The organism is Paenibacillus sp. FSL R10-2748 (genome assembly GCF_038005565.1).
Taxonomy (GTDB): domain Bacteria; phylum Bacillota; class Bacilli; order Paenibacillales; family Paenibacillaceae; genus Paenibacillus; species Paenibacillus polymyxa_B.
In genome coordinates, this window is the sequence record NZ_JBBOTK010000003.1 from 230,704 (window position 1) to 245,323 (window position 14,620).

Annotated in this window: 9 protein-coding genes; 6 read left to right on the forward strand and 3 right to left on the reverse strand. The window is 45.0% G+C overall.

Annotated elements, in window-relative coordinates; genetic code table 11:
• Positions 1–164: 164 nt before the first annotated feature.
• Entirely contained in the window at positions 165–1,706 is a 1,542-nt protein-coding gene (locus NSS66_RS11010; RefSeq protein WP_340958934.1) for a family 43 glycosylhydrolase, read from the reverse strand.
• Between the two features lie 402 nt (positions 1,707–2,108).
• On the opposite strand from NSS66_RS11010, the gene hmpA reads away from it, so the two are divergent.
• A complete protein-coding gene (gene hmpA / locus NSS66_RS11015) occupies positions 2,109–3,338 on the forward strand; it encodes an NO-inducible flavohemoprotein (protein WP_279833288.1) in 1,230 nt (409 codons plus the stop codon).
• 113 nt (positions 3,339–3,451) lie between these two features.
• Here the strand turns inward: hmpA and serS are convergent, their stop codons facing one another.
• Positions 3,452–4,741: a serine--tRNA ligase gene (gene serS, locus NSS66_RS11020; RefSeq protein WP_069081046.1), complete on the reverse strand. Its 1,290-nt coding sequence runs from the start codon at positions 4,739–4,741 to the stop codon at positions 3,452–3,454.
• 818 nt (positions 4,742–5,559) lie between these two features.
• Here serS and NSS66_RS11025 point away from each other — a divergent pair.
• Both NSS66_RS11025 and NSS66_RS11030 read left to right on the forward strand, forming a co-directional pair.
• Positions 5,560–5,811, forward strand: coding sequence for an aspartyl-phosphate phosphatase Spo0E family protein (locus tag NSS66_RS11025; protein ID WP_053326396.1), 252 nt, complete (start codon positions 5,560–5,562; stop codon positions 5,809–5,811).
• A gap of 523 nt (positions 5,812–6,334) precedes the next feature.
• Positions 6,335–7,066, forward strand: a complete 732-nt coding sequence (locus NSS66_RS11030) for a hypothetical protein (RefSeq protein WP_053326395.1) — start codon at positions 6,335–6,337, stop codon at positions 7,064–7,066.
• 38 nt (positions 7,067–7,104) lie between these two features.
• On the opposite strand, the gene NSS66_RS11035 is transcribed toward NSS66_RS11030, so the two are convergent.
• A complete protein-coding gene (locus tag NSS66_RS11035; RefSeq protein ID WP_053326394.1) occupies positions 7,105–7,323 on the reverse strand; it encodes a hypothetical protein in 219 nt (72 codons plus the stop codon).
• Between the two features lie 870 nt (positions 7,324–8,193).
• On the opposite strand from NSS66_RS11035, the gene NSS66_RS11040 reads away from it, so the two are divergent.
• The 3 genes from NSS66_RS11040 (at position 8,194) to NSS66_RS11050 (ending at position 14,493) form a co-directional block, all read left to right on the forward strand.
• Positions 8,194–10,746 (forward strand): DUF2339 domain-containing protein, encoded by a 2,553-nt coding sequence (locus NSS66_RS11040; protein ID WP_071558049.1) that lies wholly within the window; start codon positions 8,194–8,196, stop codon positions 10,744–10,746.
• A gap of 162 nt (positions 10,747–10,908) precedes the next feature.
• Positions 10,909–12,258: a sodium-dependent transporter gene (locus tag NSS66_RS11045; RefSeq protein WP_013312591.1), complete on the forward strand. Its 1,350-nt coding sequence runs from the start codon at positions 10,909–10,911 to the stop codon at positions 12,256–12,258.
• Between the two features lie 276 nt (positions 12,259–12,534).
• Positions 12,535–14,493 carry an acyltransferase family protein gene (locus NSS66_RS11050; RefSeq protein WP_340958939.1) on the forward strand — a complete coding sequence of 653 codons (1,959 nt, stop codon included), beginning with the start codon at positions 12,535–12,537 and terminating at the stop codon, positions 14,491–14,493.
• Positions 14,494–14,620 lie beyond the last annotated feature (127 nt).

Here is a 14,620-nt window from a genome sequence, read left to right on the forward strand (position 1 = left end):
GACTCACCATCATTGCCCGGCATGGGACACTTCAGGAGTCTAAGAGAGGTACTCGAACATAGCGGTTCAACACAAATTGCACAGCTCCTGCAAATGGGTACAACATTGCGCAAGAGCTGTGCGATATTTTTTTAAGGATTAAGGCAATATTCCAAGTGTGAAAGTTAATTGCCAAGCAATCTTACTTCATGCACCGTCGGGGTATACCAGTTGTTCGGATTATTGAATAGCACTGCATTTACAAGGTTAATTCGCACGTAGCGAGCTTGAAAATTGACTTTGTCACTGGTAAAACCATAAGTGGTATTACCTGTGCGATCAATCGTGAAGTAGTTAACTCCATCCGTGCTGTATTCAATTTTATATTTGTAATACGCTTCAGATCCTTTGTACATAAACCATGAAATATCCACTTCGCTGATGGTCTTGGTACTGCCTAAATCGACCTGCCACCAAGCGGGCCAGGATGCGGAGGCAGCCTTCCACGAGGTTTGGGCGTTGCCGTCGTTCGCCAGTGAAGCTGGAGAACTGGATGCGGCTGAGCTAGCAGTCGCTGTTTTGCCCTGTGCGTGATTCACAAGGGACGGCAGGATTACTGTGCCTGTCGCAGCATCCAGATCCCAGCTACTGTACCAGTTCAGGGTTGCTGTTTTGTTGGAGTCATTCAGAGTTAGTGGCAACCAGATGAATTTGTGGTCGCTCAGATTGAGCGGATTCCAGCGATCGCCCATATAGATGTAGCTGGTTCCTGCGCTACCTGTAATCGTGGCGATGGAATGGATTTGCGAGCCGTAAGCCTCTGGATCACCGAAGGGTGACAGAGCAGACCAGCTTCCAGTCATGGAACTGGCGGTTGCGTAAGCACCCTGATTCGGATACCAGCCAGATGCCTGCGAGGTGAACAGGTAGTAGATATTGTTCTTTTTCACAACAGCAGGAGCTTCGCGATAGCCATTTTCAAAAATCCAGCCAACGAACGCCTGCACACCTGTATAATCGGCTGTCAGCTTGAAGATCGCCATCGTATCATTGGCGCCGCCATTTTTACGGGAAGCTGTAATAAGGTAGCCGCTACCGTCAGTATCCGTGAACACCGTCATATCACGAGACTCGTAATTCAGTGGGCGGAAGCTGCCTTGGTAGGCAAAATTTCCGTCGGGTGTATCGCTGGTAGCGACGGCTACACGACCTAGTGAGTAGTCCGTGCCATTTTCATAGTGCGCCCATAGTACATATTTTCCGGTGGTTTTGTTGTAGATAACTTTGGGACGCTCGATTTTGCTCGAATTCAGCTCAGGGGCGGAATCTTTGGTGAGAATACTGCTGCGGAAGGACCAATTTTTCAAATCGGTTGAGGTATATACGTTCACTTTTTCAAATTTCCAGTTTTCGGCGTGCTCGCCGTACCAATAATAAGTAGAACCTACTTTTAGAATATTACCGCTGTTCGCCTGAATCGGGTTACCTGCGGTGTCTTTCCAATCCGTTCCGTTCGTAATGGCTGTGCTTGCTGTTGCGCTCAGGGATAGTTCAGCATTGGCGACGTCCAAGCCATTCAGCGCTTGGTTTACCTCGGTCCCGTAGGTTGCTTGCGTAACGCCTCTTATATTGGCATGTGCTGTGTCGGGTTGAAGACCCGCACTGGTCACTGCGAATAGGATACAAATCCATGCGGCTAACCATTTGCTGCTGTTGATCCACTTCACGATATCATCTGCCTCCTTTAACACGGATAGGATGGGTCGGAATGGCTTGTCCGGCACCTCATCTTCGATTTTATCCTAATTGGAAGCGTTTACAAGTGGAATAAATTGAAGTCTTTAGCATGGTGAAACTGTTGTTACGAGAAAGGACAAATCTGATCACTGCATACAAAATAGGTATATAGATATTTGAAACTTTGGGGAAAGCTCGTCAGTTATGTGGGAAGCGTTTGTAATTGTGCGTTTTGTCATTGACACGTTCACATTATTTTAAATTTAAAGTGACTGGAATCACATAAACGGTTACTTTATGTGGGTATACTTGCTTTAAATTGAGGGTTACAAATGGGACATATATTGAAATACCCTTTGTTATCTTATTTTGGAGAGAAGAGGGATACAAAGATGCTAAGTGAGCAAACCATTGCAACGATCAAATCGACTGTACCTGTTTTGGAGGTACACGGAACTACAATCACCAAGCGTTTTTACCAGATGATGTTTGAGGCCCATCCCGAGCTTCTCAATATATTCAATCACGCGAATCAGAAGCAAGGACGTCAACAGGGAGCGCTGGCCAATGCTGTATACGCGGCTGCACAGCACATTGACCGTCTGGAGGAAATTCTTCCGGTGGTACGCCAGATTGCACATAAGCATCGCAGTTTGGGAATTAAACCCGAGCATTACCCTATCGTCGGAAAATATCTGCTCGCTGCGATCAAGGATGTACTGGGAGATGCGGCTACAGACGAGATCATTGCCGCATGGGCCGAGGCCTATGGTGTGATCGCTAATGTATTTATAGACGTGGAAGCTGAAATGTACAAGGAGGCTGGACAGCAGCAGGGAGGCTGGTCAGACTTTAAGAGCTTTGTTGTGCAGAAAAAGGTTAAGGAAAGCGACCAAATTACGTCCTTTTATCTGGTGCCGCAGGATGGACAGGTGTTGCCTGAATTCGAGCCCGGACAATATATCAGCTTAAAGATGGAAATCCCGGGAGAACATAATACCCACATTCGTCAATACAGTCTTTCGGATGCACCGGGCCAACCTCACTACCGAATATCTGTAAAGCGAGAGGATGCTGTAGAGTCCCGTCCGGCAGGTAAAGTATCCGTGTATCTGCATGAGCAGGTGCAAGAGGGCGATGTGCTTCAGGTATCTGCACCGGCGGGTGATTTTACGCTGGATCGGGCAGATCGCAGACCTGTCGTGCTGATCAGTGGCGGGGTCGGGCTAACCCCGATGGTCAGTATGCTGGCTTCCTTGGTGAAATCTGCTCCGCATCGGCCTATCACCTTTGTCCACGCAGCAGTCAACGGGGATAACCATGCTCTGCGTAATGAGGTAGAAAAGCTGGTCGCCACACATGCACAGGCTGCAGTTCGCTGGTGTTACAGCAGACCAACGGAGCAGGATCGGCTGGCACAGGCTTTTCACAAGGAAGGCCGTTTGGATCTGGCCTGGTTACAATCCGTGATACCGGAACGTAACGCACAATATTACTTTTGCGGCCCTGAGGGATTCATGCAATCGGTATACGGCCTGTTGAAGGAGTGGAATATCCCTGCTTCGGATATCCACTATGAATTCTTTGGTCCTGCTAGCGCATGGGAAGCAGAAGCACAATGACACAATGAAACATCAAAAAAGACGAAGGATAGTTGTCCTTCGTATTTTTTTGCGATGATTACAATGGGAAATCCTGCTCATTGGGTACTACTTTTCAAAGTGCGCTCCTGTTTTCATAACAAGGGAGTACGCAAAAATTCCATACCTTGCGGCATGTATGGGCGTAAAGCCTCCGGAATACGGATCGAACCGTCCTCTTGCTGGTGATGCTCCAGCAACGGGATCAGAATCCGGGGCGAAGCGACCGCTGTGTTATTGAGCGTGTAACAATATTTCAGCTTGCCGTCCGCATTGCGGTACCGGATGTTGGAACGGCGCGCCTGGAAATCAAGCAGCTGGGACGACGAATGTGTCTCGCCGTAAGCCTGGCGGCTGGGCATCCATGTCTCAATGTCCACCTGCTTGTAGGTTTTTTGCGCCATGTCGCCTGTACAGACAGCCATCTTACGGTAGGGCAGCTCCAGCAGTTGAAGCAGGTCTTCCGCATTGCGCGTAATCTCCTGAAACATCTGTTCCGAAGCGTCCAGGCTGGCTTCGCAGATGACGACCTGCTCAACCTTGGCAAACTGGTGCACACGATACAGTCCGTGCACATCCCTTCCGGCCGAGCCAACCTCATTGCGGAAGCATACGGACACGGCTGCCAGCCGAATCGGGTCCGTAACATCCACGATCTCACCGCTGTAATACGAGACCAGAGGCACTTCCGAAGTGCCTACAAGCCACTGATCCTCACCTGTAATGCGGTACGTCTGATCCAGTCCGAGCGGGAAAAAACCAGTGCTGCGCATGGCCTCTGCACGTACCATCAGCGGAACATCCAGCAACTGGAATCCACGTTCAGTCAGCAGATCCACCGCAAGCTGCTGCACAGCCCGATGCAATGCAACCCCTGCTCCCGTCAAATAGTAGTTACGGGTACCGGCTGTTTTGACACCCCGAGGGACGTCGATTAGCTTATGAAGCTCACCGAGCGTCATATGATCCTTTGGTTCAAATCCGAAGTTCGGAACCGGCCCGACCTGCTCCAGTTCAACATTATCCTCATCCGATCTCCCCCATGGCGTATCTGGCGATACGATATTAGGCATCAGAAGCAAGAGTTGTTGAAACTGTTCCTCTACTTCCTGTTGCGGGGCTTCCAGAAGATCTAGTCGTCCGTTAATTTCTTTGACCTGCCGCTTTGCCACTTCTGCCTGTTCACTCTGGCCGGCATGGATTAGCGCGCCAATATCCTGACTACATTGATTACGCTTCTGCCGAAGTTGTTCCACTTCCTGAAGTAGCTGTTTTCTCCGATCATCCAGGGTCAACAGCTCTGCGACCGATACCTGTATTCCTTTGCCGTCTGCTGCTGTCTGAACCTGTTCTTGATGCTCTCTGATCCATTTGATATCCAACATGACACCGCACTCCTTTTCGGATAAAAATACAAAAAGCGCCCTCATCCACATGGGACGAGGAGCGCTTTGATCTCGCGGTGCCACCCAAATTGACCAGACAGCATGACAGATGTCATAACTCTCCAATCCACTTTGCTCCGCTGTAACGGGCGGGTCCGGTTTACTTAGGTACATATCGCCATATCCTACGCTAACGTATGGTCCTTGGCGTAAACGCCTCCGAGTTGGATGCTCTTCACAGGCATAATATCGTTTGCTTTTTTGTTAGTATACGGATTTTTGGCAGGGTAATCAAGCTACAATAACTTATTAAGCTGCGATATACGGCCTTGTGCCACGCCAAGCCATTGTGCATATTCGCCCTGATTGGCACGGGGATGCTCATGCAGAAGTTCTCTTAGGCGTTGGATTAATTTTTGTGATGATTGGTTTACTCTCTTTCCTTTGTGCGCAGGTTTCTTAACCATTGGAGCAGGAGTGCGACTAACGAATTGTGCACGATAATGCTGTCCTTGAAACAGGAAGAAAACTTCAAAAAGTGTGGAAAGAAATCGATCAAAAAGATGGCTTTGCTCTTGGTAACTACTAGCTTTTTACTGGTATTGGTACTACCGGTTCAGGCTAAAGACTCAACTCTTGGCAAAGCCAAACTGCAAGAACACACTGGTACAGCTTGATTCAGGTTCTAATTTCATTACCACTGACCAGCCTAAACGCTGGTCTTTTTTGTTATATTATGCTGATTTTTGATTGCAAAAATAGCGATTAATATTTCCATATTCCAACCTAAAATGAGATTAATTAGGAGCGGATGTGATATGAATACAGATGAAACGCTAAATCAACAGTTGGAAGATGCCCGGCAACGATTGCATGATCTGTACGAACAATATAATTTCGGATATGCCTGTGTTCTTGAGCAGTCTATGTTTTTGGATGAACTGATAAATCAGTACAACCGTATGTTTCAGACCAAGAAGCTGACCCAAATGATACAACTAAACATCTTCATGCTTTCAGAGCCACATCAGCTATATTGTTTTTCTTGTCTTATGCCTAGTTCCGTTTAAATAAATGAAATAGATTCGACTTATGCAAAACTATTCCTCCTCTCAACTAATTAATAAATCATTCTATATAATGGATTTTTTTAAATAAAAATACATTAAAAAGTAATAAGTTTTGAGGTATAGGTAAGAATTGATACATATATTAATTTCAAAAACCAACCAATGACCATTAAAATCTATCCTTTGACCTAAAGGAAATGGCAATTCAATCTTGTTAAAAGCTTTGGAAGGTTAGCTATCTAGGAGAGGGGATTCATTTATAGGGGATTATTGAATTTTATGGTAGGAAAATAGAAGTTTTGTTATACAATTATTATTATAAATATTTCCTTTGATTAAAAATTATAATAATAATTCAATATTTTTGGTGATATGATTTCACATGCAAATTTCTCCACTCTACTTTTTGCTCGATTACATAACATTACATACTCACATATTTATTAGCGTTGTTAGTCGCTTTTTTTTGTAAGTTTCTATGCAAAAAAAGTTTCTATAAAATAATATTATTGGAGGTATTTATTTGAAAAAGAAAAGTATTGCATTGTTTGCTCTATCATTAGCTCTATTTTCTGTTCCCGTTGTATCTGTTGCAAATGCTGAGGTAACTAATTCTAATATTGCTGTTAGTGAGTCAGCTACTTCACAGCCCGAAGTAGTTAAAGCCTACATAACTACAGAGAGTGGTTTGGAAGAAATCTCGTTAAATGAGTATCAAAAGCTCCTTTCTCAAGAACAGCCACAGACAGTCACAGCTCAAGTTTATGATAGCGGAAATAGGATTAGTCCAATGGCTGATACTGGTCTTGACTTTGTTTTTAAGCGTAAATTAATTCAATCCGCATATTATCCTCAACAATTACAAGTAGATCAGAAAACCGATATAACTGACTATATTAAAAATTCAAGTAAAACTACCACATTAACGCAAATGGTAGGTTGGTCAAAAAGTTTTTCGTGGAGTGCGAATATGACCATTTCCGCTAAATGGAATGACGCAGTAACTCAAGTTCTAGGAGGTGGCTGGTCGACTACTGAAACCCATCTTTATAATAGTTCTCTAACTGTTCAGCCTGGATATCAAGCGAAACTACAATTCACCCCTATTTATAAAGTAGTTAGAGGGGACCTGGTTGGTTATAATTATGTGGGCACGGTATTAGAGCGTATCAAAAATGTTACCATTAAATCACCTGTTAAACTTGCGGGTGGTAAAGTACAAGGTGTAGTCACAGTAGTAGAAAGAAGGCTCTAGTACTTAAATTATTAAGTTATAATGTAAAAGAAGAAGGCCTAGGCCTTCTTCTTTTTTTTCAAATATCCATATTCACTTATAATTAAGTAAGCTACTCCAATAATCAAAGCCATTACGGCAAAAACTTTTAAAGAACCAAACGGAGCATAAAAAGGATTTAACTGCCCGGCTCCTGTAATTGCTGCACAAAGATAATAAGAAGAATACAATATAGCAGATATAAAACAGAATATTGTTCCTGTCGCAGCCCTATTCATTGTCATCATCCTTTATAATTTTATGTAATAAATCCAAAAAATATAAACATGATTATTATAATCCAAAAGGTTGCGCACATCAACTTTTGGAGATTATCAATAGTCATCACTTCTTTTACCCCTCTCAGTCATCCTGACAGAATCAAAACGAAGGATGAATTTGTAAAAAAACTTCAGTCAAAATGAAGTGGTTTACAATGTTCCGGAGGCTACAGATAAAACCAAAGTAATTATTGCATATGACGTACTTATGTTAAGGAAGAATAACAATCGTTAAAATTTACACTCATTACAAAAAATAAGAAAGCTAATTTTAAGTGACATGCAGAAAGCCCTAAAGTCTGTGACGGCTTTCATGAAAAAGTATTAATTTTGTGTAAGGAAGAATCCTACGGAGTTCTTCCTTTTTTTGTGGAAATCTAGAACGCTTAGATAAATCTGAACTATACACTCTACTTTATTTCTTTTTATGACTTACTTTTTTCATCATGATCCTTCCAATAAAAATAAATACAAAGAAAGATTAAGATAAGTGGAAATAAGTAAAAAGCATCATTAAACCCTGAGGAATGGGTGACTCTTAAATAGTATAAAAGCCAAAACATAGACATGCTTGCTATCAAAGCTATAGTGCCACTTATTGAATACATGTATATCTCCTTTCAATTTGGATTTCATGTTTGCGAAGGGGAAAGGTAGGCTTTATTTCATATGTATATCCATTCTACTTCATCTGCGAACATGAAACTGGAAGAATATATAAGTAAAAGCCCCAATTTAACGTCCAAAATGGGCTATAGTCTCTATAATGCCTTTTTAATTTCATGTAAAATGTAATGATTACCAAAATGGACAGCGATGGAGGAGAACATGGAGGATTTTAAAGATCGTTTACATACGATCCGCCAAGAACAGAACAAGCTGCTCAAGGAGTATCAAACATTAATCGCGGACTATGAAGCCTCAGATATCATTCTGGAGAATGAGGTTCTGCGAAAAAAGTTCGAGGATTATCAGGCTCGCTGCATTCACTTGGAAGAGCGAGTACGACATATTGAGCAGGAAAATGGAAAGCTGCGCACTGCGCTGACGGAGCAAATGCTGAGTGAAAAGGCGAATATGATCCGCATTTCGCGTGAAAAGCTGGAGACCTATTTTGCTTCCAGAACCGCAGAAGGGAAAAATCGGCTGACATCCTTTGAATATGGGGCTAAAAACCGGGTGGACCAGCTTATTCAGCAGACTACGCATGAGCTTAAAGAAGATCAGGACGAGATCGTCGCCAGATTACGACTGTTCTCAGAGGAGATTCGTGACCGGATCATGGAACAACGCGAGCGGTTTCAGGAGGCCGAGCGCCAATTGCTTCAGCAGACGGCAAGCGAGTTCCAGCAGTTCGGAGAAGAAGAGATCAGCGAGGAAACGATGCAGAAGCGCATGAAGCAAAATCAGTTTGAAATGAAGCTAGGCTTGAACTGGATCAACAAGCTGGGGATTTTGCTCATTATATTGGGTGTGGGAGCCGCTTTTAAATACTCATACTCGAACTGGTTTACAGGAAATATGAAGGGCGTGGCCTTCTTTCTGCTAGGAGCGTTGATGCTGGGCGGCGGGGAGTGGCTGTACCGCAAGCAGAAGCAGACCTTTGCGCTCGGTATTTTGGGCGGCGGTATTTCTGTGTTGTACGGATCGATTTTTTACAGCTACTTTTTGTTAGAAATCATAGGAATGTATACAGGCATAGGCTTATCCGTACTCGTTACGGTGACCGCTGTGCTCCTGTCATTAAGGTATGAATCCCGAACGATATGCTCTTTTGGTTTAGTAGGGGGATATCTCCCGCTCTTTTCCTATATGGCAGCGAACGGACTGGAAGGGAACGCCGTGTATATCGCCATGGGCTATTTGTTCCTGTTAAACTTGCTGATTCTGCTTGTATCCTTCCGCAAACGGTGGGTCGTCGTGCAATATATCAGCTTTTTACTTAATACGCCCTTGATGATTGTGCTGGCGTGGTTATCGGAAAGTGCCGTAGCGAGCATGCTGTATGCAGTCATTACATTTGCGATGTACCTCGGGATGACGCTGTGGGTGCCGTTCCGTTTAAAATCAAAACTGTCATGGCTGGATTTCTCCCTTTTGGCTCTGAATACAGTCGTGAGCTGTTCCGTTCTGTATTCTTTGTTCGGCGATGCAGGCCTGGATGATTATAAAGGCTTGCTGGCTCTCGTCTTTTGCTTGGTGTACGGGGGTCTGGGACAATGGGTCCGTCGATATATTCCAGAGGAGAAACAAACCAAAATATTATTTTATGCGACTTCGTTGACCTTTGCCATCCTTATGGTGCCGTTCCAGTTTGGAGTTAGATGGTTATCCATGGGCTGGTTGATCGAAGCGGTTCTTCTTACATTATATGGGCACCGTTACCGGTTGAAGGAATTGGAACGAGCTGGCTGGGGCATTTTATTACTGTGTCTGGGCGCATTCTTTTTCGTCGATTTCCCTATATATCTGTTGTCAGGATTTGAAACAGACTATTTTGGACTCAAATATACGCTCATTACACTGGGAATGTTAATCGTTACCGTCTTCTATGCGAGTGAATTTAGCCGTCCGAATGCTTTCAAAAACAATCGTTTGTACGAAATGCATATCATGCAAGGATTTAAATATGTAGCTTTGGTGAACGTGTATTTCTACCTTTTGTATGAAGCCGGGCATTGGTATAACATCGTCTTATCCGACGAGTTTGCTCATTACACCTTGTACAAAGTGTTGTTGTACACCTGCGTATCGCTGGTGTTGGCTTATTTCCTGCCTAAGGTGAGGTTGCTGTATGATCGGGTGATTAAATACTACAGCTTGGCGTTGTACGTCATAGGCTACGCGCTGGCACTGGTGATCACCGTAACGGTTCCAACCTTGCATGAAAATTATGCACAAAATACGGCTGCTGATTATGTGGCGTTAGTGGTACTCGCAGCCTTTAATGTGCTGGTATTCTTCAGCAGCAGGGATTTTCTGAACGCACTGATGACCCGACATTATAGAAGCAATGAGTTGTATCCGGTCATTATGGGTGTATATTTGCTGGGTATCATAACCGCCTTTCTCGGAGTTCAGTTCCGCCTGGGGGATGCTGGTCTTGTGTTCAGTCTGGTGTATTTGCTGCTGGCCATTTTGTATATTGTATACGGCTTCCTCAAGCGAGTGGTCTACATTCGCAGATTTGGATTGGGCTTGACCTTGCTGTCGACAGGTAAGCTGTTGTTGTATGATCTGCACCTGTTAACGACGGGGAGCACGATTGTAGCCTACTTCTCTTTTGGTGTTGTACTGTTGGCGATTTCGTATATTTATCAAAAAGTATCTAATCGCATGGGAGAGACCATAATAAAGAAGGATGTTGAAGAAAATATGTAGTTTTCTGTTGTATTTTGTAGATACGGAACATTATGAAAATAAATCCGGTAATAGTGAAAAATTATGCATGACCTTACATCCTACTTACGCTATAATGAGTAAAAATTATTTATGTGCGCATGCTCATGTTTATGCGTAAGTAGAGAGAATGAGGGGGATATAATGAATTTGAGCAAGGGGCAGAATAGCCTGTCTGATAAAAATGAACGCTTCTCGTCTGCTGGATTCATATTGGCGGCGATCGGGAGTGCGGCAGGACTAGGTAACATATGGAAATTTCCGTATATTACAGGACAATATGGCGGAGCTGCATTTTTCTTATTGTTTATTGTCTGCCTGTTGCTTGTTGGTTTGCCTGTACTTTTAGCAGAGCTTGCGCTTGGTCGTGCAGGTCGAGGAAGTGCTGCTTCTGCAATGGTAAAAGTAGGCGGTCATCCGATTTGGGGCAAGATGAGCATCATGTTTGTTATCGTGCCTTTTGTTATCTTATCGTTCTATGCCATTGTAGGAGGCTGGACACTGCATTATGCCGTAGAGGCATTTAGCGGAAATCTGTTTTCAAATAATGATTTTGCTGGACAGTTCGCTTCTTTTTCCTCCGGGTATGCGCCGTTGGTTTGGCTGTTAGTTGTTTTTGCATTTACAGCAGTCGTGGTTACTCTTGGGGTATCAAACGGGATTGAAAAGTTCAATAAAATTTTGATTCCTGCCAAGGTCATCCTGTTGCTCGTGTTGATGATTAACGCTCTTATGCTGCCAGGCTCTGGTGCGGGCGTATCCTTCTTTCTGAATCCCGACTTCTCTAAGCTAAGCATAGAGTCTGCATTGGTTGCTTTGGGACATGCCTTCTTCTCACTTTCACTGGGGATGGGGATTATGATCACGTACGGTGCGTACGTGGATCGCCGTCAATCGCTGGGTGGAGCCATGCTGGCAGTTGGTGGCGGAGATTTAATCTATGCGTTTATCGCAGGTATGATTATTTTCCCTACAACCTTCTCCTTCGGAATTAACCCAGCTCAAGGACCATCACTGGTTTTCATTGCTTTACCGGCTGCTTTCTCGGCAATGCCTTTTGGTGCATTCTTCGGCGGTTTGTTCTTTGTACTGCTGGCGGTTGCTGCATTAGGTTCTATGGTATCCTTGCTGGAAGTTCCAGTAGCCTATGTCATGGAGCGTATGCGTTGGAGCCGGGTTCGCTCTGTTATCGTCGTATCGGTCCTGTGCTTGATGCTGGGCGTCCCTTCTGCATTGTCCATGGGCCTGGTGCCGGAATTAAAAGTGGGGGATAAATCATTCTTTGATTTCGTAGACTTCACCGCTTCCAACATCTTCTTACCGTTAGGCGGTTTGTTGATTGTTATATTCACAGGTTATTACTGGAAGACTGCGGCTGAGCATGCGAACATCAAACCCTTCTGGTTCAACGTGTGGTTATTCGGTCTTCGGTATGTTGCACCGATCCTGATGTTGTTGGTCTTCCTTCATACCTCAGGTATCATCAAATTTTAAGAGCATAGAATACTAATAAAAAGGCATTTTCTTCCTAAGGGAAGAGATGCCTTTTTTTGTATATCTATCAGTGGTTACCTAACTGTGGAAAGGAATGATATAATAAAAACATTGTCATTAATTTTAACTTCATTGAAATCATTACGATTATGAAGTTTTATATAATGAATGAAAAGGCTACAGGGCATCGCACAGACGATGTGCAGGAGAGGGAAAGGGCAGAAGAGCATTGAAACAGACAGGGAGCTTGAATTTGCAAGAAGGACGGCGGCTGAAATGAAGTCTAAACAATTGCCGTCACAACGTCGTTATATGCCAGGTTTGGATGGATTAAGAGCGCTGGCGGTCATCGCAGTCATTGTGTATCATCTGAATCCGGATTGGTTGCCGGGTGGTTTGTTGGGTGTAGGCGTGTTTTTTACTTTGTCGGGGTATCTGATTACAGATATTTTGGTGAGTCAGTGGGATACATATCATAGTTTTAAAATGAAAGATTTCTGGTTGCGTCGTGCCAGAAGGTTGCTGCCTGCCATGTTGACGGTTGTGGCTGTCATTGTCCTGTGCTCGTTGCTTTTCGATCCGTCACGGCTAACGGCCTTGCGCGGAGATGTACCTGCCGCATTGGTGTATATGAGCAATTGGTGGTTTATCTTCCATCAGGTTTCGTATTTTGAAAGTTTCGGCCCACCTTCTCCGCTCGGGCATCTGTGGTCGCTGGCGGTGGAGGAGCAGTTTTATATCTTATGGCCTTTACTGCTGGCGCTTGGGCTAAAATTCATGCCCAAGCGTATTGTGCTCGCAGGCTGGGTGACTTGTCTGGCGTTAATATCTGCACTCCTGATGGCAGTGATTTACGTACCAGGAAGCGACCCGAGCCGGGTGTATTATGGCACGGATACGCGCGGATTTGCTCTGCTGATCGGTGCGGCGCTGGCCTTGGTATGGCCAAGCGGCAAACTGAAAGAGCAAGCTTCTCCTAAGGCGCGTATGCTTCTGGACAGCATCGGTGCAATAAGCTTGCTGCTGCTTTGTCACTGGGCGTGGGCCTCGAATGAATATGACCCATCTCTGTACCGGGGTGGCCTGCTGGGCATAGCTTTGGTCACTGCTATTGTGGTCGCAGCGTTGGCACATCCGGTAAGCCACCTTGGTCGTCTCCTTGGAATCAAGCCGCTACGCTGGATTGGAGCCCGTTCCTACGGACTGTATCTGTGGCATGTTCCGGTTATTACGCTAACGACGCCTCAAGTAGATACCGATGGCGTGCATGTGATGCGTATCATTTTACAATTGCTAGCTACCGTATTGCTGGCGTCTCTCTCATTTAAATATATCGAGGAGCCGATTCGCCATGGAGGATTCCGCCACTGGATCACAGAAATCCGTTCAGCGGTTCGTAGACAGGCGCGGTGGAGATGGATGCCTACAACTACAGCGGCTGTGCTTTTTGCAGGTATTCTCTTGGGTACCGTCCACCTGTACGTGGCGTCTCCTGACGCAACGATTCAGGCGGCATCAAGTGATGAGAAGCCAGTCGCAAAGGCAAAGGCGATGCCGCCGCTTCACGGAACGGTATCCGTGGCTTCCAAGGAGCCCAAAGCCATCAAGCTGCAAGGGGCCGAGGGCAGCAAGGTGCAGACCCCAGTCCCGTCTCAAGCCCAGATGTCTAAAAACACGGCGGTCCATGCTGGTACTACGGATAATGTTACGAAACCGTCGGAACCTTCGGACAAACCCAAAAAAGCTACGCCTATTACAGGTGATGGGTCGAGTGTGACCGCCATTGGAGACTCTGTCATGTTGGATGTACAGTCGTACATTCAGGATTCCTTCCCGGGAGCTGTTGTAGATGGACGGATCGGCCGTCAGATGGCGGAGGCGCCTGCCGTACTGGAGCAGCTAAGACAGAACGGACAGCTGGGTAAGACAGTTATTATTGAGCTGGGCACGAACGGCGCTTTCACCAAGGATCAGTTAGCGAATTTGCTGGCCAGTCTGAAGGATACGAAGCATATTATACTCGTGAATACCCGTGTGCCTCGGCCGTGGGAGAGTATTGTGAACAAGCATCTTGCCGAAGCAGCGTCCCAGGACCCGCGAATTACAATGATTGACTGGTATGCAGCTAGCTCTGGTAAAAATTCATATTTCGAGCATGACGGAGTACATTTAAAACCTAGTGGTGCTAAAGCTTATGCGTCCTTGTTGGCTCAGGCCTTAACGAAGCAAACGTAATAAACTGCAATGATACTCATAAATTATGCAAATGCAAGACAAGAAAGCCACCAGGAGTAGGTTGTCCTCTGGTTGAAGTGCATCCCTAAATTTTCATCGGCTAAACCTAAGGGTTTTTCCCATGTCC

Coding starts and splice junctions, on each gene's coding strand:
- hmpA (WP_279833288.1), top strand. CDS start 2,109: ATGCTAAGTGAGCAAACCATTGCAACGATCAAATCGACTGTACCTGTT.
- serS (WP_069081046.1), bottom strand. CDS start 4,741: ATGTTGGATATCAAATGGATCAGAGAGCATCAAGAACAGGTTCAGACA.
- NSS66_RS11025 (WP_053326396.1), top strand. CDS start 5,560: ATGAATACAGATGAAACGCTAAATCAACAGTTGGAAGATGCCCGGCAA.
- NSS66_RS11035 (WP_053326394.1), bottom strand. CDS start 7,323: ATGAATAGGGCTGCGACAGGAACAATATTCTGTTTTATATCTGCTATA.
- NSS66_RS11040 (WP_071558049.1), top strand. CDS start 8,194: ATGGAGGATTTTAAAGATCGTTTACATACGATCCGCCAAGAACAGAAC.
- NSS66_RS11045 (WP_013312591.1), top strand. CDS start 10,909: ATGAATTTGAGCAAGGGGCAGAATAGCCTGTCTGATAAAAATGAACGC.
- NSS66_RS11050 (WP_340958939.1), top strand. CDS start 12,535: ATGAAGTCTAAACAATTGCCGTCACAACGTCGTTATATGCCAGGTTTG.